The organism is Ohtaekwangia sp. (assembly GCF_036568665.1).
GTDB lineage: Bacteria > Bacteroidota > Bacteroidia > Cytophagales > Cyclobacteriaceae > Ohtaekwangia.
Window position 1 is genome coordinate 39,679 of the sequence record NZ_DATCSD010000050.1, and the last position, 20,266, is coordinate 59,944.

Consider the following 20,266-nt stretch of genomic DNA (forward strand, 5'->3'; position numbering starts at 1 on the left):
ATCCAAACCGATATTTGTATAATTCAAACCGACCTAAAGGCGGTGGGACTGATCTTTACCCGCTTCTTAAAGAAGTTGTTGAAGTGAGCCTGATCTTCAAATCCTAAAGTATAACTGATCTCGGCAATGTTGAGATCGGTGTGCTTGAGCATGGCTTTCGCTTCACCAATAAGTCGTTCAAAGATATGTTCGGTGGTCGTTTTGCCGGTCTCTTTCTTTACGGCTCGATTCAGATAATTTACATGTATAGAAAGGTGATCGGCAAAATCTTTTGGTGATCGCAGTAATTTATGGTCGGGCGACAGATCAACGGGAAACTGACGATCGAGTAATTCCATAAATATAGCAGTGATGCGTGTAGCCGCATTGGTCTGGTGTGCCGTATAGACAAGCGGTTCCAGTTTCATGGCATAGTATATCAGCTGACTCACATAACTGCGGATGAGATCATATTTATATGTATAGTCGCTGTTCATCTCTCCTATCATTCGCTCAAATATACCGGCCACCTCTGTAGCCTGTTCTTTATTGAGCGAAAATACAGGACGCGTACCCGGCATGAACAACGGTATTTCATCCAGCTTTAACCGAAGATTTTGTTGAAAGAACTCGTCTTGAAAAATACAAAAGTATCCGCCTATCGCCTGCGATACAGGGTCGTACGTATAGGGTACCCGCGGATTGAAAAACAATAGCGTATCGCCTTCGATGCGAATACTCTGATCACCATAATGAAAAACACCCGGGCCACGGAAAAACAATATCTTATAAAAATCTCTCCGGATATAGTTGGGATAGACACCTCCTGCCTTCAGCCGGTCTTCTATCCGCAGTACAGAGAATTGATAGCCACGCTTCGCTTCTGTCAGGTCAACTCTGCTCTGATAAAATTCATCGATCGACTGTAACCGGAATGCTGAACTCATACTTTTCAGTAACAAACTCGTTGGTTTAAAGTTCAGGGTTTCAATGTTAGTCCCGCCTTGAACTTTAAACATTGAACCTGAAACATTGAATTTACTCCAATCCCAGATACTTCCGGAAGTATCCGCACTCGTTGATCACTTCTTTGTAGTACTTGGTATTGCTATAGTCAGCTTTCAGTTTCTTAAAGCCACTCCACGCGAGGAAACTTACTTCAGGGTCCGAATAGAAATCGTTACTGCTGTGATACTTCTCTGTATAAAATGCATTGCGCTCGCACTTGGTCATCATATACATACACTTGGCCTTTTGCTCAGGTGTAGTAGCCGCATCAAAGGCTTTCTGATAGTATTGGTTGGCGAGGTTGCAACTTAACAGGATTGACTGATAGTCTTTATCTATATAATTACCATACTGATCCATAATAGCACCGTAGTAGAATACACGCGCATTACCGAAGTACGTCATGTTATAATACGCGTTGCCTAATAAGGAGCTGTTATTATATACATCTTCACCCTTATCTACATGATCCTGCATCTCCTTCATTTTCTTCAGGAAGGTGAGCTTGGTATATTTTACTTTTTGAGTAGCTGCATGATCGCAGTCATGGCAATCCTTGATTTTACCATTGAATGGATTTCCCAGCAGCTCAATGTCTTTACCATTCTGCGAACGTTCCATCAGTGCAATAGCATTATCCAGTTTACCGGCATAAGCTGTTGTTACTGCCTGATATTCATAGATGTCCGATAAGGTTATATCATATATACCCAGGGCCAGTTGTTCCCACGGAGATTTTGTCGGCCTCTCCAGAAATGCTTTCATAGCTTCGAGATTGCTGTTAGTGTTGTAGAATTTTTTGTCGCGATCAAATAATTCCGCCAACACTACATTTTGCTGTTGCTTGTAGAGTGATGCTATATATTGCTGGCTCCAGTTCAACGCATTTTGATAGCGGAATGTAGCATCATTCTTTTTAATGTTATAGAGCCATGTCAGGTCGAGCAGTAATTTATTCTCCACCTGGCTGTCCATTTTGGTAACTGCACTCAGTGTGTTAATCACTCGCATTAAATGTAACTGTAAAAAGGCCAGCTCAGATTTAGGACCTTGCTTCTCTGCCTTATCAAAAAGTTGCGTGGCTATGCTATAATTACCCGCCAATGTATTCATATAGCCTGCTGCTATATTCCACAGGTAAGGCTTGGTTGTTTTTTCTTCTTTTGCAATGGTGGTTACGATCTGCAGTGCATTTTTATCCAGCTTCTCTTTGCGTGTTTTTCTATACTCCTCTGCAGAAGTAAACGCTATAGCATTCAAACGAACTTCTTCCTTGTTTACCAGGCGTGTTACCAGGAAGTCGAGATGTGCACTGGCCGGGTTTAATTTATAAATCTCTTGTATAGCGAGCTTCTCATCGGCATAGTAACCAAATAACGACCACAACGCTGCTTTCTCATCGGTAGTCTTTGCCATTGCCAGCGATGCCTGAAAATCGCTTTGCTCCTGCGGATGAAAATTATAGGTGGTAACTACACGCATCTCCGGGCATTTATCAAACACCACACTATACATATAGTTGGATGCGGCATAATTCTTTTTCTTATAGTGCGCTCCTGCCACATACGCCATACCGCGATAATATAATGTATTCTGTGGCACACTGGTTTTTGTTTTTTCAAAGAAGGCAACGATGCTCTGGTTGTTTTTGCTATAGAAGTATGCCTTCATCGTCTGGAACCAGTAACGATTCTTCAGGAAGGTATCTTTTGTATCGGTATATAGCTTTTCTATTTGTACTATCAGTTTCGGATCCACCGCCGGAATTTTCTTTCCATCGTCATAGTACCAGGAGTATGCCGGTGTGGTACTGCTTACTTCTACGATCCTCGCATAGTGCATAAACTCGATAAAGCCTTTGATCTTTTCATCGGCCAGATTCAGTTTACTGAACCGCGCAGGAGCCGGTGTCTTTTTCCAGACTGCATTATATAATTGGTTGATGGCGGTTACCGCGCTGTCGTTCAGCAACAGATACTGCAGTTGTTCCTTGGTGATTTTATCCTTCAGGTAAGCTGACCATTCCATGACAATATCATCGTTGAATCGCTTCACATAGTCATCGTCAAAGCCAATGCTATAAAATACATCCTGCGGTGAATAGAACAACGGAGTATACGATTCATCTACATATACTTCCGGTGTAAAGCTGGAATCATAATCGTATTCCATAAAACCATCGGCACAAGCCCATACTATACCATAGGTAGCTAACGCAGCCAGGCTAAAAAGCATGACTGATTTTTTGAAAGAACTGTTTTTCTTTCTCATAATTTTTCAGGTTAAAGTAGTCGAGGTCGTAGAATATAATTTCATGCGGTTGTTGTGTCATTTCTTCTGAGAGATCGTCCGCCATCTGTTGCAGATCATCAGGCTGTATGGATTCTATCTTGATCCGGTCGCCCCGCTGAAAATAATGTCCTATTTTAATAACATTCTCCCTCACCTCAAAGAAAGGCGAAGCCTTCTTATTAAAATGCGCATCATGCCCAAACGTTGTATCATCTACTTTGTTCAGTAAGCCGATCACTGTGTTATTACGCACATGTATACCCCATGAGAAAACCGGCAGTGCTACATCCAGTGCCAACGGATATCCGCGCAGGCTGCGTATATAGCGATGTGCCGTTTCACGATCGTAAATGGAGTTGGATGAATCGGCAGTAATACGTCCCATGTTATAGTACATCAGCACACCACGATCAACGGGTGGTATACCCGCCTTCTGATAATATTTTACCTGGTGCAGCCGAATAGTAGCCGAGAGCTTCTTGCCCCAGCGCTTCTTCACGGCTTCTATATAGGAAAAATATGTTTCGCGACTCGTTAGTGTCCAGTCACAATCGATCTGTATTTCCTGACAAGGTATTGCGAGCTTTTCGTTTATCTGGTTGATATAGTCTACCGTTTTTGTCGCCAGGTCGGCTACATCAAGCGCAGGCTGCAGCATTACAGCATTGCGTATATATACCACGGGCACGATCGCTGATGATTGTGGATGTTCATCGAACACCACGGGCGACATCGGTATAGCTTTTCCTTCGTCTAATGCAATATCAAAATACCGTATATACAGGCGATCAACCTGGTTATCTTTCAATACTTCCTTCTCGGCATCGGTGAGCTTGAAGATTGTTTTCCAATAATAAAACGAAACCGTTGCCTTCGGTTCTTGTGAAGATGTGCAAGCAGAAAATAAAACAGCAAAAACTACGAGGGTACTTATTCGATGCATAAACAGGCAACAGACAAATGTACACACTTTATCGGAACGCTTGTGCAACAAATATGAGCGTGATGGCACACTATTTTTAGTCAGGCAGAAAACCATGAGCTATGAAAAAAGGAAATGTAGCAGAAGTAAAAGAATTGACTCCGCGCGAGATTGTATTGAAATTCATAGACGCGTTGAACAAACACGACTATGTTACTGCGCGGCTCTATGCGGATGATTCCATGAAGTTTGAAGGTGTGCTGGGATCACGTTCCGGTGCTGAGGCCTATTTCAAGGATGTGGAAAAGATGCAATTACAATATACCCTTCACAAAGTATTTGCTGACGACAACGATGTTTGTCTGTTATATGATCTGCCGATGTCAGGTGTTACAATATTCTGTTGTGGCTGGTATACTGTAAGAGCGGGAAAGATCACTTCACTAAAAGTAATCTTCGATCCGCGACCGGTGCTGGAGCAAGTGAAGAAGTAAAAATCTAATCCCTCACCCACCCGATCAGGTTCGTGAACGGATTATACTCTGCCTGCGAGGCCTTGAGGTAAATGCCGGCACCTAATACAATATGATCGTGCTCTTCGTGCGATAAAACGGCTTTATCCACCACGCGAAAAACAAGTTCTTTACTCAACGGATTTTCCGTTAATATTTCAACTTGTCCTTTTAGCCGGTGAGCATGTCCGGTTACCTCTCCGGTTTCAAGCACCAGGTGCGAAACCGTTTTTACAATACCCGAAGCCGGTGCTTCTTCCAATTTAAAGATCAGCACATCGCCATGCCGGTATATTCTTTCAAACTTTTCCATGTCGTTTTTAATTATGTTTCTGCGTACATAAAATGCAGGTATTGCTCTTTCGTAAGGTGTGTACCCTGAATCCGAAACGTCCACGCTATGGCTTCAATAGCATCGTTTTTGGAGCCGACCCACTCCGGTATATATTGGTAATAGATACGATCGGTGGATGCACATTTACATTTCACCATATATACCGCAGGAGCTTTTGTGAAGCCCATATTATTTTGACGAATGCCAAAATTCTCAGCAGCAATCCTGTATAAAGTATATACATCATCGTATTCATATTCATACGGCTGAAGCTGCTTGTCCCAGCGGACCTGTTTCTTATGAATGGTTTGCTTGTCGATTAATTCAGCCTTTATGATCTTGAGGAGTTCCTCGTGCGGTATAATGCTCATAGCCATCATACGTTGCTCTGCGTTGGGTAACCTCAATACCTCTCGCACATCAACGGGCGTCAGCGATGCATAGTGCTGCTGTATATAGTTGCGAGCGACCGGGTTTTCAAAATAACTGAGTACTTGTTCCTGCGTCCGGTTCTCTTTCTTGTATAACTTCAGCACCAGTTCAAGATCGTCAAACTTGATTTTATGAAAATAAAATGTCATGCAATTTTTTTCTATAGTGGCAATACCACGGTTTTATTATTATGATATTCTACCTGATCATAGCTCCTCTCAGTCTGAAAATATACTACAGCATCTTGCGTAAGCATACCACTCAGGTATATATTGGATAATTCCTGTCCGGGATGATCATGCGGTTCCTTTATTTTATCCATTGCCAGGTTACGGGCCATGTCTTCATAATATACCAGCTTATCCTTTTTCACTTCTACAGCATCGCCATGAATCGTTGTAATGTTAACCCTCGCTTCTATCTCATTATCTGCTTCCGAGTATGAGCCATGGGCATTGATCGTTACCTCGGCTTTATGCAGGAAAGATCGTAACCCTGCCGGATCTTCCATCGCGACAGGTATCGTTTCTGAGAAACTGTCGCCATACGTATGTTGACGACACGAATATGTCAAAACAATCTCACCTTGTTCATTGAGTGAGATAACACCTTTGCCTTTATCATAATTTTCTGAAGCATTCGGCAACGACAACACATCGATAATGGCGTAGCGAACCCGATCAAAGTCTGCATATACACCATCCACCTTAATGCTGCATAAAGTAGAATCTCCACCAGCATCCCACTCTGCTGTGATTACCTTCGTATCCTTCAGCATTTGGACAATCTCATCCCGGTGATCTGGCGGTTGCCGAGGTTCATCAACATCCGGAATGTCTGGTATCGGTTTACGTATTTCAACCGGCTTTGCTTCCGGATCGCTGCTATTACTGCTACTGAATGATGCCACCAGATTTTTCAACCACTCCATACTATATATTATTGTCCATTTGTTTCAACCATTCAATCTCTTCACGCTGTGGCGTATACTGCCAGCGTTGTGTGAGGTTCACCTTTCTCAAAAAATCGCTCACGCTAGATCCCTTCGGTAATATACCTGTCAGCTTCAGCGCAGCATCTGCACCGTGGAAAATTTCCATCAGCTTAATGCCAAAATCACTGATGGTAATACACAGACTATCCTTTACACCACTTCGCAGATAAGGTCTCCATACAAAACTGTTCAAATGTTCATTCCCCAGATCGGGCACCACATTAAAAAAGGTTCCGGTATCTTCATATCCTGCGAACCAGTCGGCCAGTGTAGGAACTTTACCATCCAGGTCTTCACGGATATGCTCCACTGCAATATCGCGTACCATTACGTTTGCCCGATCGGCATTAACAATTGTTTCACCAAACAGCTCAACAGCAAGTTCAACACCGTAGAGGTTATGCAGGAGTAATCGGTGCTTGATGTGGTAAAAGAAATATTTACTGCTATCGAGAAAGCGATGGATCTCAATATAGTCTTCCGGCTTACCCCCGAACTTTCGTTGTCCAATAACACTGTGTTCCCATGTATTCATCCTCTGTAAAAATATTACTTTTTAAAAATGAAAACATGCTGCTTTCCATTCTTTTAAAAAAGCATGCAAAAATTCCCCGTTGGCAACCGGTAATAACCAGTTTGTCCAAGTGGTGATATAGCCTTTCGCCGGCATCGTGGCCGCATACACTGGCTCCGGACTGGTCTGCATTTATAGCATTTGCCAGTCGTTACCTGCGATAAATATAGCAGCTGATATATAGCGAACAACTGAAAGCAGCCACGCAGAAATAAATATACCGGGGGCTGTAATGTTTTTGGAGGAGGTTACACTTATAGAGAAAACAATGCATGCTTCGGCTTGAGCACTTCCGGAAAACGTATGGCAACACGCCTGTGCTGACCATTGATGCACTGACGCTGGATCGTAGTATCTACTGGATCAAAGGTATAAATGGTTCCGGTAAAAGTACGTTACTGAAAACGATGGCCGGCATTCTCGCATTTGAAGGTAACATTGTACTGAATGGTACAGTGGATATCCGCAAGCAGCCCGTACACTACCGCAAGCGTGTAAACTTCGCCGAAGCAGAGCCGCTCTTCCCCCCTTTTCTTACCGGTTATGAAATGATTCGTTTGTTTGCTGCTGCGAAAGATGCGACTACGAAATACACTATCGAACTGCTGGAGCGTATGAACATGCACGAGTATATACAGGAGCCGATCAGTATATATTCCAGCGGCATGATCAAGAAGCTCTCGCTGGCACTGGCGCTGACCGGTACCCCTGACGTTGTGTTGCTGGATGAACCATTGATTACGATGGACGAAGCTTCACTGGGTGTATTGTATGAATGTATCACAGAGAAATATACCCGCGAAGGCACCAGTTTTTTACTATCGTCTCACCAGCCGTTGACACACAGCCTTCCGCCAGTGAAAGAGTTGTTGGTGCATAATGGTACGGTAACCTGCGAGCCTATATGAGAGCACCTCTCACGCGTGTGTTGATACGCCTGATGGCGATCGGTTTTTATAGGCAGCATGCCGGGATGTTGTCGTTCTTCTTTGGTACAGTGCTCTGCTATTGTTTTTTTATTACACCGGCCGGACATATTCCTCCGGGTGAACTGATCACCAATAACCTCACCTTTACACTGGCGGTGTTGAATGCTCCTATAGTAATGCTGGTGGTGCTGGCTGCGTGGCTATTCTATACCATCAAGAGCTGGCAATATATAGTGCGGCAATTACAGGCTTCCTCCCAGGTATTTCTGTATTATAGCGTAACTTCTTTTTCGCAGATCAGACAGATGGGCAGTTGGTGCCTGGTGCAACTGGTAATATTAATACCTATTATACTCTATGGCATAATGACACTCGTAGTGAGTATATTTTATGGGCAATTTCATATACCTGTTCTGATCTTCCTGTATATAGCATTCCTGACCATCGCCAGCGCCAGTATATATACCTATACGATGAGAAACCTGGGAAGTGCCGGCAGAAGTATAACATCGGTGGTGGTAAAAAGTTGGCCCAAACCACTTTTCAGTTTGCCAGTATACGAATTATTGCACACACAAAAACTTGCATGGCTGATTACCAAAGGATTTTCACTCGCAGCGTTGCTGGCGTTATTCAGCTTCTTTCCCGATATACCCATGGAAGGGCGCTCCGGAGTATATATCATGATGCTGATGGCGAGTGTAGCCCATGCGGGACTAATCTACCAGGAACACCGGTTCACGGAAAACTATATGAGTCTCCTGCGTAATTTTCCTTATAACAGAATGCGTTTATATGGAGAACAGATGCTGCGTTACGCAATTATATTAATACCCGAATTACTGCTGTTATTGGCCCTGGGCTCTGTGAATACTGCGCTTGTGCTATACTTCTTTTCTGTGGGTTATCTGTTGTTACTGGCCAGTATACTATATATTCCGACTATAAACCTGCGTGGGTATTTATGGTTAACTGCTATACTCTTTACCGGCTATTTTATTGCAGTTCTTTTTGGCGGTGGATGGTTGCTCGCTCTGTTGGCAATACCGGCATCGTTCAGTATATACTATAGCAACTATTACCGGAAAGGTTCATAAACAGGTATAAAAGAAGGGACCGCAGAGAGCAGTCTCCTCCAATCAATGAATATAACAAGACACTATTTTTTCTTACTTTCTTCGGATTGTTTCCGCATGTTATCGGCCAGCATGGTATCGGGTATAACATTGCTCATGGTGGATTGTACTTTGTTTTTGAAACCGGATACGACTTTATCATCTCCCCGCATAAGTGCTTCGTAGCCATCACGTGCTACATCAGCCGGGTCTGACAGTTCTGTTTCTTTTACAATCTTTGAGTTTTGCGCTCCGGCTTTGTTGAAGAAATCGGTTTTAGTAGCTCCCGGTTGCAATGCTGTAACCGTAATGTCGGTATCTTTTAGTTCATTTACCAGTGCTTCGGTAAAGGAAAGTACATATGCCTTTGTTCCGCCATATACGGCCTGCAGTGGTGCCGGTATTTCAGATACGATCGAGCCAAGCTGCAGTATGCGCCCTTCCTTGCGTACGATCATATCTTGCAGAAACAGATAGGTTAATGCGGTGAGTGCTACAATGTTTAGTTGCACCAGTCGAAGTTGCCGGTGTATATCTTCCTCAGCAAATTTTCCATACACACCCTGCCCGGCATCATTTACTAGTATACTGACAATCGCGCCCTGCAATTTTACTTCTTCATATATTTCAAACGGAGCATTGGGTTCAAAAAGATCCTTGGCAATGGTGATAACGTCCACGCCATGCAACGCTTTAAATTCGTTAGCACACATTTCAAGATCGCTCTTGGAGCGTGCTACCAGTATAAGGTTGTGTCCGTTCTTTGCAAAAAGTTTAGCGAGTTCATATCCAATACCGCTGGTACCACCGGTTACCAGCACAAATTGCTGTTTTTGTTTTTTCATAGCGTTTAATTTAGTGATCTATTATCAGCAAATAGCATACACGCATGGCTCACAGGATGTATACCTCTCGTTGGGAAAATTTATACTGAAATGAGGAGATACCACCCGTGGAACAAATTGCGCTGTGTAGTGAGCAGGGTGAGTAAAAGTAATGTTACACTGCGTGAGGGATGGAGGCATTTGTTTGAGCCTGTGTGAGCTGTGCGGTGGATGGCGAGTGCCGAGAGCTCGACCCGAAGGGGCACGCCCTGAAAGACCTATATATACCGCACGGTATCGGCTGCCAGCGACAGATACAGCATATCACCTGCAGACAGATTGTTGGCATCGGTGCGAATAAGCAGTAACACATCGTTCACGAGAACAACGGCTTCGCTATAGCTGCCAAAGTAATATATAGTTTGAATGCGACCGGACAGATTATGCTTTCCTTTCTTTACAATTTTTATATTTTCCGGGCGGATGAAGAGATTCTTTTTACCGGGTTTTAGCCGGAGTAGTTTTACAAGTATTTGTGCTTTTGCCGGAACCAGTAAAGTATATTTACCTAGCAGTCCTGCGGCATATTCATTTACCGGGCTGGTATATACTTTTGCGGGAGCTCCCTTCTGCACGATTTTTCCATCTTTCATCAGGAAGATTGTATCAGCCCAGGGAAGTATATCCAGCGGATCGTGCGAGATGAGCATGCACGTAATACCGAGACGATCGTGTATATCTTCAATTACCGCCTTGAGTATATTTTTGTGAACCATATCGAGATTCGAGAATGGCTCATCGAGCAGGAGTAAACGTGGTGATGTAATGAGCAATCGTGCGAAGGCTATACGCTGACGTTCGCCACCGGAGAGCTGATCGGTTTTGCGCTTGAGCAAGTGTGTGATCTGGCATACTTCGTAAATGGCAGTGGCTTCCTCTTCGCCTAATGTATTGGCATAAGTTAATACCTGCTCTACACGTAAAAACTTGGGTAACTCAAAATGCTGTGAGAGATATGCGATGCCGGGATGACCGGGTACTAACCGCTCGGCCGGTCCTTCAACAGGTTGATCTTCGAAGCGAACTTCACCGGTATCCGGTTGTATAAGACCGGCTATAATTTTGAGCAAGGTACTTTTACCGGAGCCTGTTTCACCGGCAATGGCAATGCGCTGGAGACGCTTCATCGAAAAACTGATGTCTTGCAATACAGGGTTCTGTTCTTCTCCGTATTTACCAATTCCTGATACCTGTATAAAAGCCATTCCGTGTCGATTGAGGCGCAATCTAGAAAAAATTTACTTTCCATCTTTACCAGCTCGCCAGAGTATATCTGTCATGGAGATTGTTCGGTTGTGAACATTTTTTAAGAAGATGAAGATTTTTTCTGTCACTGATGCAACCTCGTTCCCGCGAATGAGTCTTAGTCTTATAATCTATCTTCTATAGATGGACACTAAATTGTAATCATTAACCAGACTTATGAAAACATATCTTCTGATCTTCACCGGCCTCTTTATAGCCGGCATCTGTCATGCACAAGGTGAGTTCTCTTTTAAAGAGCACTATGATGTTTCAACACCTGCTAAACTTATCCTGTCATCGTCTGACGGAAACATCAGCGTATCGCCTGGCAACGGTAACAGTATTGATGTAACCTATATTGTAAAAAAACGCAACAAGGTATTGAATATAAGCCGCAAGGAACTGGAAAAGGAAGTAACGGTGAATGTTACCAATACCAGCAACTCGTTAGACATCAGTATAAAATATCCCCTTAACTATAACAATTTTAAAGACAGGTACCAGGTGAGCTTCATTGTTACAGTGCCCAAGGAAACAGCGTGCGAGCTGCAATCTTCGGATGGTAATATAGCGATCAGCGGACTGACAGGCGACCAGAGCTTCAAGACGAGCGATGGTAATCTGGATATATCAGATATAACGGGCAAAGTAAATGGCAAGACCTCGGATGGAAATATAGATACGAATGATGTGAACGGTGCTGTAGAGGTACGCACCAGCGATGGCAACATTACGATGAAAAATATAAAAGGCGATGTGAAGGCGGCCACCAGCGATGGTAATATAGGTTTGAATAAAATTACCGGTGATGTTTCGGTCAGTACTTCAGATGGTGAGATTTCGTTTAACGGACTGTCGGGTTCCTTTAGCGCCTCTACCAGCGATGGCAATGTGCATGGCACCATCATCGCACTGCAAAAAGCATTGTCGGTAAAAACGAGTGATGGCAGTATAGACATTACTATACCGGATCGCCTGGGGCTTGACTTGGATGTGCGTGGCGAATCGCTGCACGTGCCGCTCTCTAATTTCTCGGGCACTTCGGAAGAAAAATATATACATGGCACGGTTAACGGAGGTGGCATTGCTGTGAATCTCTCGGCCGATGGCAACATTACACTCGCCTACCGGTGAGTAAATTGATTACTTGTATGAGAGGATAGCGCTGCACACCAGCGCTATTTTTTTATCTCTTTCGCGAAAGCGAATATACATTTTAGAAGCAGCCCTTTCGTTGTTATTTTTACACACTATGCGACAACTGGCTGCTATACTTTTTGCTGATATGACGGGCTATACTGCTTTGATGCAGGAAGACGAACAACTGGCCCGCCTGAAGCGCAGGCGACTGAAGGAAGTACTGGATAGTACTATACCGGAATTTAACGGACGTATCCTTCAGTTCTATGGCGATGGCTCGCTCAGTATTTTTAAAAGCGCAATTGATGGTGTTCATTGTGCCATGCGTATACAGCAGGAGTTGCAACGCGATCCGAAAGTGGATGTACGCATCGGTATACATACCGGAGATGTAATAATGGAAGATGAAGCCATCTATGGCGATGGTGTGAACCAGGCTTCGCGTGTTGAGTCGCTCGCGGTATCGGGCAGCATTCTTGTATCAGAGAAAGTGTTTGACGAGGTACGCAACCAGGCCGATATACTAACGCGTGAGCTCGGCTATTTTGAAATGAAGAATGTAAAAGAGCCGGTGCGTGTATTTGCGATTGCCAATAGCGGTATCGTTGTGCCGGACCGTGCTGCATTGCAAGGTAAAACACGACAGCCGGTAAACCGATTGGCGGTGCTGCCTTTTGTGAACATGAGTGCCGACCCGGAGAATGAATACTTCAGCGATGGCATTACAGAAGAACTGCTCAATGCGCTGACCAAGATCGATGGCCTGCAGGTAACTTCGCGCACTTCGGCCTTTGCGTTTAAAGGCAAGAATGCCGACATACGGGATATAGCGATCCAGCTAAATGTAGATAAGGTATTGGAAGGCAGTGTGCGCAAGGCCGGGAACCGCGTGCGTGTAACCGCCCAGTTGATCAATGCGGCCGATGGCTATCATGTATGGAGTGAGAACTATGATCGTGACCTGACGGATATATTTGCCTTGCAGGATGAGATCAGCGGTATAATTGCCAATAAGCTTCGTGAGAACCTGGTATCATCGCCTATATCTTCGCGTATAAAAACATTACCAACACAAAATATAGAAGCCTATACGCTGTACCTGAAGGGACTTCATTACTGGAACAAACTTACTCCGGCTGATTCACGTAAGGCGATCGACTGCTTTGAACAGGCAATTATCATCGAACCGGATTATGCATTGGCGTATGCGATGACGGCCACGGCGTATAGTCAGCTGGGATCGTCCGGACAAATGCTACCGGCTACGGCTTTTGAAATAGTGCATCGCTATGCCGACAAAGCGCTGCAACTGGATGACTCGGTAGCGGAAGGATATATAGCGAAAGGTGCTGCCTACCTGCTCTACGATTGGAAATGGAAAGAAGCATATGAAGCGCTGCAAAAAGGTTTAAACCTTAACCCCGGGGCTACTGCTGTATACCGCTGGCTCGGGTTCTACTATATATTGATGGGACAAAAGGAACAAGCCATTACCATTATGGAAGAGGCGCTGAAGATCGATCCGCTGTCAGCCATTATTAACCAGTCGCTGGGAAATATATATGCATTTGCTGCGCGTTATGACGATGCCATTCGCCAGGCGGATAAACTGCTGGAGATCGATCCGCAGTTGCGCATGGGCATTGAACTGAAAGCATGGAGCATCGGCATGAAGGGTCACTGGCCTGCAGCCAAAAAACTTTTTGAAGAAGTACACCGGCTTACCAACCATCCACTGAAAGGACTCATGGGACTCGGCTACGCTCACGCGATGCTCGGAGAACGTGATGCCGCACTGGATTGTATAGCACGCATCGAAAAAAGACAAGCCGAAAATCCTGATCTTGTATTGGATGCTGACCTCGTAGGCATCTGGTACGCATTAGGTAACATGGACAAAGCTTTCTATCACATTAACCAGTGTGTAGAGAAACGCATCGCTCCTGTAAATTATTTTCTGGAATACCCGATACTATCTGATTTGAAGAAAGATCCGCGGTATGAGCAACTGAGGGAGAAGCTGAAAGCGTAAGGCTTGCGTTACTTATTCGTTAACAGTTAACCGTATATTTATCATCCGTGCCGGATAGGCAAACAAAGAAGCTACATGATTCAGATCTTGAACGGTTTTACTGCCCAAGATATACTATAAAATGTTCTGTCTCCAATCGCTTCAGTATTTCAGAAAATTTATCCATGGATAGTCTATTATCAGCAACGATTTCTATCGTTATATTCTGTCGCCTGTATTTTTGACATATAGAGTCTAGCGTAATCGAGTTATTGTCTATAGACAAATTACCGTTGATGTCTGCTCTGACGATAAGATTGGCAGGTCTTTGGTTTACCTTGCCCAGTGGCAGCGAGAGCTCTGACAAGCATTTGTTGTATACTATAATTTTACCGGGCCTCTTATTCTTCGATAAGTCAATTTGCTCTTTCAGAATATTTTCAGTCTGAGTAATACTTTCCAATACAATATTATCGGGGCACTCAATTACAAACTGAATAGAGTCGGTACTATTTGCTGCTAACGCTGTTTCTATATATTTTCTAAATCTGGCAGTATCGGTTGTAATGGAATCAATTTTTAATTCAGGGAAATTATCACAAAAAATGTGTACTTCTTTTTTCTTCTCGTTCTGTTGTTGACAACCAGTCGGTAAGAAGGAATAAGAGAGGAAGCAGAGGAGTATGGCAGAATTTTTCATAGGTTATTTAAGGTCTGAAATTTAGGACGATTTAGTGGCTTGTCAAAAAGCTGTGAGCTGCCAGCTAGGAGTCGCCAGACGTGTGTAAGTGGGAATAGAGTGTGCATTTTACTTCGACATTCCTTGATCGGTGTTCCTTGTTCGATATTCCTTGAACAACCCAAAAGTAAAAATATGCCCTCGCTCCCGCTTTACACTTTCAACTTTAGACTATTTGCTTTTTATCGCATTTTCACCCAGTACGGATATACCGGCTTTTGTGCGCTGGCTTTATCGAGCCGCTCGATCTGTGCCGGTGTAAGGTTCCAGCCGGTAGCCTCCAGGTTGTGAATCAGTTGTTGTTCGTTGCGTGCGCCAATCACTATATTAGAGACTGTAGGACGCTGCAGCAGCCAGTTAATTGCTACCTGCGGAACAGACTTGCCTGTTTCAGCAGCAACTTCATCCAACGCTGCTATTACAGTATATAAATGTTCATCCGAAACTTCTGGACCATTGGCTGCCCCTCCGGATTGGATACGTCCTTCCGACAACGGTTGGCCTGGGCGAATCTTTCCGGTTAAACGTCCCCAACCCAGCGGGCTCCATACCATCAGCCCTATATTTTGATCCTGTGCAAGGGGCATTAACTCCCACTCATATTCACGACCGATGAGGGAATAGTATCCCTGGTAGATCACATATTTAGCGAGGCCATACTTCTCGGATATAGCAAGCGACTTCATTACCTGCCACCCGGTAAAGTTAGAGCAACCTATATAGCGGATCTTGCCACTGCTCACAAGACTATCCAGTGCAGCCAGTGTTTCCTCCATAGGCGTGAGGGGATCGTAGCCGTGAATGAAGTATACATCTATATAATCTGTTCCCAATCGTTTCAGGCTGGCTTCGCAGGCTTTGATGAGGTGATAGCGCGATGCACCTTTGTCGTTGGGACCATCCCCCATTGCGAAAGTGCCTTTGGTAGAAATCAATGCGCGGTCGCGTCTTCCCTTTAACGCTGCACCCAGTATTTCTTCGGATGCCCCCTGTGAGTATACATCCGCTGTGTCGAAAAAATTAGCGCCATACTCCAGGCATATATCTACCAGGCGAGTGGCTTCCTTTACATCGGTCTGTCCCCATTTCTTGAAAAAATCATTTGTGCCACCAAAGGTAGCGGTGCCATAACTAAGTACAGGAATTCTTAATCCCGAATGTCCTAACTGACGGTGTTCCATATTGTTCTCTCCTTTCTAAGTAAAATTGTTTCTTCTACTGATGACGTTATCAGCTTATAATACAAAGTTGCTTTCTGCTTCTATGGCAATGCAGGAGATACTACGGATATACCGGTACTTTTTACAGGTATAGCAAGTTGTTCAGGAGGGTTGATAATCTCAGCTGGTGTGTTCGTTTGCCAATGCACGATACGCTGCCGGTGTAAGTCCGGTCTGGCTTTTATAGTAGCGGGTAAAATACGATGGATCATCATAGCCGAGGCGATAGGCAATTTCGCTGATGCTCTTCGAGGAATGCTTCAGGCATATCGTTGCCTGTTTGATGAGATGATTTTTGATAAGCTGCCCGGCTGAACGACCTGTGATTGATTTGATGGTATCGTTCAAATGATTTTGAGAAACGCCAAGTTCTTTGGCATACGCGGCTACCGATTTTACCTGCAGATTGTTGTTGACACGAATCAATTGAAAGTCGCGCATATATAGCGCAGTAAATGCTTTTAGTAAACGGATACCAGCATGTGTTGAAAAAATATTTGGATGATGCTGTTCGCTATATAGTCCGCAGGCTTTGTTGAGTATAGCGTGCAGGTATCCGCGCAGTATATGATCGGAGTATTCGTTTCGATGATCATATTCTTTATGCATCAATTGAAATACAGTGAGATATTCCTGCGCCTGCTCATCCGTAAGATGCAGCACGGGTGTTCCATCGATCTGGAAAAACGGAAGCTCACTCAGAAAGTTTTTATTCTCGCGCCCTATATTATAAAAGTCGTCTGAAAAAGAACAGAAGTATCCGCGTTGCTCTTCGGCTTCCGACTTCCAGGAGTTGATCACATCACGTCCTATAAAGCAAAGCATGTTCTTGCTGAGGTAATGTTCCTGTGCACCGAAGGTGTGTCGCCCCTCGCCTTGCATGACTAAAAATACCATATAAAAATCCAGACGGTGTGAAGCTATAGCATGCTTATAGTTGCATCGCTGATGTATATCGAAATGCTGAATGCCGGGTATACTTATTTTGGAAGAAGGTATGTCGTTTTCAAAATACGACCTGGTATAGGAAGTTGTCTGAAGTACAGGAATATTCTGACGGTTCGGCATAAGGATGGGTATGGGATTTACAGGTAACGGATAGAGTATCCGGAAAATTCCGAGACTCCGTTGAAATTTACCTGCCGGCAGTAATTTTCCAAATCACGTTGCTTACATCATCGGTAACGAGCAGACTTCCATCGGGAGCAACCATTACACACACGGGGCGACCGCGTACTTTTTCTTTACCGAGTTCGGCAATAAAGCCTGTGAGAAAATCTTCTCCCTTGTTTACAGGTCTACCCTCTTTAAACGGCACGAAGATAACTTTGTAACCCGACAGTGTGGAGCGATTCCACGAACCATGCTGCGCTATAAATACACCGTTATGATATCGCTGTGGAAAGCTTTGCTTGTCATAAAACGTTAATCCCAACGAAGCTGTGTGCGAACCTAAATCTACATCTGGTGTAATATAGCTGGCAACAACGGCTGGCCTGGGCGCTGTTACGCGATCATCAAACCGGCCATGATACATCCAGGGCCATCCATAGAATCCGTTCTCCTGCACATGCGTGAGGTAATCAGGAACGAGGTCATCGCCTAATTCATCGCGTTCATTTACTACTGTCCAAAGTGTATTGGTGCCTGGTGCCCAATCCATCCCTACCGGATTTCGCAAGCCGCTGGCATATACCCTCAACCCTGTTCCATCGGGTTTAAGTTCCAATATAGCAGCACGAAGAAACTCATTCGCTATACCCTTCTCTGCTATATTTGATCCGGAACCAACCGCTATATATATTCTGGAGCCATCTTTACTGGCCAACAGATTTCTGGTCCAGTGGCGATTTGCTTTACCGGCAGGAAGATCCACCAGCTTCTCTCCTTTTCCCGTGATAGATAATTGTCCGGATGTATAGGGATATCGCCATAATCCATCGGTATTGGCTACATAGAACCAATCTCCCAATATCAACATACCGAAAGGCTGGTTGAGGTCTTTCAAAAACACCTTGCGTATTTCAGGTTTACCATCGCCATCGACATCACGCAATAGAGTAATGCGATCAGCACTGTGCCGCAGACTATTTGATTTGGAGGCCCCTATAATATGCGCACCAATTCTTTCGAGGAAAGGATGATTGGAATTACTTTCTGCTACGAGTATATCTCCATTCGGTGTAGTATAGAGCCACCGTGGATTATCAAAGCCATCGGCATAGCGCACTACGGTAAATCCTTCCGGTGCCTTGGGTGTTTCTCCCTCTTTCCAGCCAATCACATGGCTGAAGTTCATAGACGACTTCGTAGCATGCGGTGCCGGCAAACTATCAGACAATACCGCGCGTGCTTTGCCCTGTGCCAAACCTACAGATGCACTTAACAAAAGCAAAAGCACCGAGAAAATGTATCTCATAGCATCGGAGTTGATTGTAGAATATACTTTCCGTTTTCCTCAAGCCGTCACTTCTTAAAGAGTGTGGCTCCGAAGACGATCACAATAATGAACGCCACCAGGAAAATGAAGAAAAGTATTTGTGCGATGGTGGCGGCTCCTTCTGCTATACCACCGAATCCGAATATTGCCGCAACAATGGCAATGATGAAAAATATGGCTGCCCAGCGTAACATATATTATACTGTTTAGTGATGAAATATATTTACTAACAGGTATAGCAAATTAAAATGTTATGCCATGAGCGAATAGCCGGTAAACAAAGTGCCTGCGTGACAGCGATTGCGTAAAATGATCTACAGCAGGATAGCGCGTTTCTATAAGAGGGTAAAACAACGAACAAGTCACATACTGCCGGCAACTAAATTTGAATATACTTTCACTTTATCAGTATCGTATACCTTGCGAGTAGTGAAAGCGTAATTTTAAGAATCTTTTAAGCGCAATCGTTCAACATAATATATAGGGTGGCGTTACTATTGTGAACGTGATCAGTATATATTTTTTTACTGATCGCCAAGTATATATAGTCTTGAACTTACTCACCATTTTACTTATGAAGAATGTAAATTTTCTGAAGGCAAGTGCCTTCATCGCTCTTGCCTTTTTAATGACTCAGTGTGCTATTGTACGTCCCGGAGAAGTGGGCATTGTACAACGTATGGGTGTTATACGCGGAGCATCCATCACACAAGGTAGTCGTTGGTTCAATCCATTTACTTCTAAAGTTGTCAAGATCAATGCCCGCACAGTAGAAAGCTTTAATACACTCCCGCTCCCGACCAAGGAAGGTCTCAGTGTAAATACCGAGATCAGCTTACTGTATCACGTAAATCCTGAATCTGCCAAAGCTGTATACACGCGATTCGGCAGAAACTATGAAGAGGTTATTGTGCTCAGTAACTTTCGTGCAACCGCGCGGGAAGTATCATCGCGTTACTTTGCCAAAGAGTTGTATGCTACCGAGCGAACCAAGATCGAAAAAGCTGTAGCCGAAGAGTTGAGTTCGCATATAGCACAATATGGATTTGTTGTAGACGCGGTACTGTTAAAAGATATAGACTTACCTGCTCAACTGGCACAGGCTATCGAAAACAAAGTAAATGCCGAGCAGGCTGTTTTACAGATGGAGTTTGTAGTGGAGAAACAGAAGAAGGAAGCTGAGCGTTTGGTAATAGAAGCAGAAGGTATCAAGAAAGCACAGGACATCATCAACCAATCACTCACCGAAAAACTGCTGCAGTATAACAACATACAAATGCTGAAGAGCCTGGTAAATTCACCCAACACAAAAGTAATTGTTACCGGCAGCCAGCCATCGCAGTTGATGGTGAATACGGATAAGAATCCGTAAAGCTATATTTCGATTGATAGAAAGAAGGTCTGTGCATAGCATGGACCTTTTTTATAGGTATATAGCAGGTAGAGTTTCATTCAATTGTCGGAGAGAGAGAATTGCACTATCAGTGCTAACGGAA

The 20,266-nt window shown here is 44.1% G+C and carries 20 protein-coding genes; 6 read left to right on the forward strand and 14 right to left on the reverse strand.

The window, feature by feature from the left end:
• Positions 1–23: 23 nt before the first annotated feature.
• From VIN08_RS02605 to VIN08_RS02615, 3 genes are all read right to left on the reverse strand, one after another.
• A complete protein-coding gene (locus tag VIN08_RS02605) occupies positions 24–926 on the reverse strand; it encodes an AraC family transcriptional regulator (protein ID WP_331959779.1) in 903 nt (300 codons plus the stop codon).
• 91 nt (positions 927–1,017) lie between these two features.
• Positions 1,018–3,258, reverse strand: a complete 2,241-nt coding sequence (locus tag VIN08_RS02610; RefSeq protein ID WP_331959782.1) for a hypothetical protein — start codon at positions 3,256–3,258, stop codon at positions 1,018–1,020.
• Positions 3,212–4,222, reverse strand: a complete 1,011-nt coding sequence (locus tag VIN08_RS02615) for a hypothetical protein (RefSeq protein WP_331959785.1) — start codon at positions 4,220–4,222, stop codon at positions 3,212–3,214. The genes VIN08_RS02610 and VIN08_RS02615 overlap by 47 nt, the downstream gene beginning before the upstream one ends.
• Before the next feature lie 101 nt (positions 4,223–4,323).
• Here VIN08_RS02615 and VIN08_RS02620 point away from each other — a divergent pair, with 101 nt between their 5' ends.
• A complete protein-coding gene (locus tag VIN08_RS02620; protein ID WP_331959788.1) occupies positions 4,324–4,695 on the forward strand; it encodes a nuclear transport factor 2 family protein in 372 nt (123 codons plus the stop codon).
• 4 nt (positions 4,696–4,699) lie between these two features.
• On the opposite strand, the gene VIN08_RS02625 is transcribed toward VIN08_RS02620, so the two are convergent.
• From VIN08_RS02625 to VIN08_RS02640, 4 genes are read right to left on the reverse strand one after another with little or no spacing between them, the layout of a single operon-like run.
• Complete coding sequence (locus tag VIN08_RS02625) at positions 4,700–5,026, reverse strand: hypothetical protein (protein ID WP_331959791.1); 327 nt, start codon at positions 5,024–5,026, stop codon at positions 4,700–4,702.
• Positions 5,027–5,037: 11 nt separating this feature from the next.
• The gene (locus tag VIN08_RS02630; protein WP_331959794.1) at positions 5,038–5,628 is read right to left on the reverse strand and encodes a hypothetical protein; all 591 of its coding nucleotides are present in this window, start codon (positions 5,626–5,628) and stop codon (positions 5,038–5,040) included.
• Positions 5,629–5,639: 11 nt separating this feature from the next.
• Positions 5,640–6,410, reverse strand: a complete 771-nt coding sequence (locus tag VIN08_RS02635) for a hypothetical protein (RefSeq protein WP_331959797.1) — start codon at positions 6,408–6,410, stop codon at positions 5,640–5,642.
• Position 6,411: 1 nt separating this feature from the next.
• The gene (locus VIN08_RS02640) at positions 6,412–7,008 is read right to left on the reverse strand and encodes a DUF6915 family protein (RefSeq protein WP_331959800.1); all 597 of its coding nucleotides are present in this window, start codon (positions 7,006–7,008) and stop codon (positions 6,412–6,414) included.
• A 311-nt stretch (positions 7,009–7,319) separates the two neighbouring features.
• On the opposite strand from VIN08_RS02640, the gene VIN08_RS02645 reads away from it, so the two are divergent.
• The gene (locus tag VIN08_RS02645; protein WP_331959803.1) at positions 7,320–7,955 is read left to right on the forward strand and encodes an ABC transporter ATP-binding protein; all 636 of its coding nucleotides are present in this window, start codon (positions 7,320–7,322) and stop codon (positions 7,953–7,955) included.
• Positions 7,952–9,073 carry a hypothetical protein gene (locus VIN08_RS02650; RefSeq protein ID WP_331959806.1) on the forward strand — a complete coding sequence of 374 codons (1,122 nt, stop codon included), beginning with the start codon at positions 7,952–7,954 and terminating at the stop codon, positions 9,071–9,073. Before VIN08_RS02645 ends, VIN08_RS02650 begins: the two co-directional genes overlap by 4 nt.
• Before the next feature lie 62 nt (positions 9,074–9,135).
• On the opposite strand, the gene VIN08_RS02655 is transcribed toward VIN08_RS02650, so the two are convergent.
• Both VIN08_RS02655 and VIN08_RS02660 read right to left on the reverse strand, forming a co-directional pair.
• Complete coding sequence (locus tag VIN08_RS02655) at positions 9,136–9,936, reverse strand: SDR family oxidoreductase (protein WP_331959809.1); 801 nt, start codon at positions 9,934–9,936, stop codon at positions 9,136–9,138.
• Positions 9,937–10,193: 257 nt separating this feature from the next.
• Positions 10,194–11,180 carry an ABC transporter ATP-binding protein gene (locus VIN08_RS02660; protein WP_331959812.1) on the reverse strand — a complete coding sequence of 329 codons (987 nt, stop codon included), beginning with the start codon at positions 11,178–11,180 and terminating at the stop codon, positions 10,194–10,196.
• Positions 11,181–11,397: 217 nt separating this feature from the next.
• Between VIN08_RS02660 and VIN08_RS02665 the strand changes: the two genes are divergently transcribed.
• Both VIN08_RS02665 and VIN08_RS02670 read left to right on the forward strand, forming a co-directional pair.
• Complete coding sequence (locus VIN08_RS02665) at positions 11,398–12,354, forward strand: DUF4097 family beta strand repeat-containing protein (protein WP_331959815.1); 957 nt, start codon at positions 11,398–11,400, stop codon at positions 12,352–12,354.
• A gap of 118 nt (positions 12,355–12,472) precedes the next feature.
• Complete coding sequence (locus VIN08_RS02670) at positions 12,473–14,392, forward strand: adenylate/guanylate cyclase domain-containing protein (protein ID WP_331959818.1); 1,920 nt, start codon at positions 12,473–12,475, stop codon at positions 14,390–14,392.
• Positions 14,393–14,489: 97 nt separating this feature from the next.
• Here the strand turns inward: VIN08_RS02670 and VIN08_RS02675 are convergent, their stop codons facing one another.
• From VIN08_RS02675 to VIN08_RS02695, 5 genes are all read right to left on the reverse strand, one after another.
• Complete coding sequence (locus tag VIN08_RS02675) at positions 14,490–15,071, reverse strand: hypothetical protein (RefSeq protein WP_331959821.1); 582 nt, start codon at positions 15,069–15,071, stop codon at positions 14,490–14,492.
• 221 nt (positions 15,072–15,292) lie between these two features.
• Complete coding sequence (locus VIN08_RS02680; RefSeq protein WP_331959824.1) at positions 15,293–16,291, reverse strand: aldo/keto reductase; 999 nt, start codon at positions 16,289–16,291, stop codon at positions 15,293–15,295.
• Between the two features lie 159 nt (positions 16,292–16,450).
• Entirely contained in the window at positions 16,451–17,398 is a 948-nt protein-coding gene (locus VIN08_RS02685; protein ID WP_331959827.1) for a helix-turn-helix transcriptional regulator, read from the reverse strand.
• 67 nt (positions 17,399–17,465) lie between these two features.
• A complete protein-coding gene (locus VIN08_RS02690; RefSeq protein WP_331959830.1) occupies positions 17,466–18,749 on the reverse strand; it encodes a sorbosone dehydrogenase family protein in 1,284 nt (427 codons plus the stop codon).
• A 47-nt stretch (positions 18,750–18,796) separates the two neighbouring features.
• Positions 18,797–18,964 carry a DUF1328 domain-containing protein gene (locus VIN08_RS02695; protein WP_331959833.1) on the reverse strand — a complete coding sequence of 56 codons (168 nt, stop codon included), beginning with the start codon at positions 18,962–18,964 and terminating at the stop codon, positions 18,797–18,799.
• Positions 18,965–19,344: 380 nt separating this feature from the next.
• On the opposite strand from VIN08_RS02695, the gene VIN08_RS02700 reads away from it, so the two are divergent.
• Positions 19,345–20,142 (forward strand): prohibitin family protein, encoded by a 798-nt coding sequence (locus VIN08_RS02700; RefSeq protein ID WP_331959837.1) that lies wholly within the window; start codon positions 19,345–19,347, stop codon positions 20,140–20,142.
• Positions 20,143–20,266 lie beyond the last annotated feature (124 nt).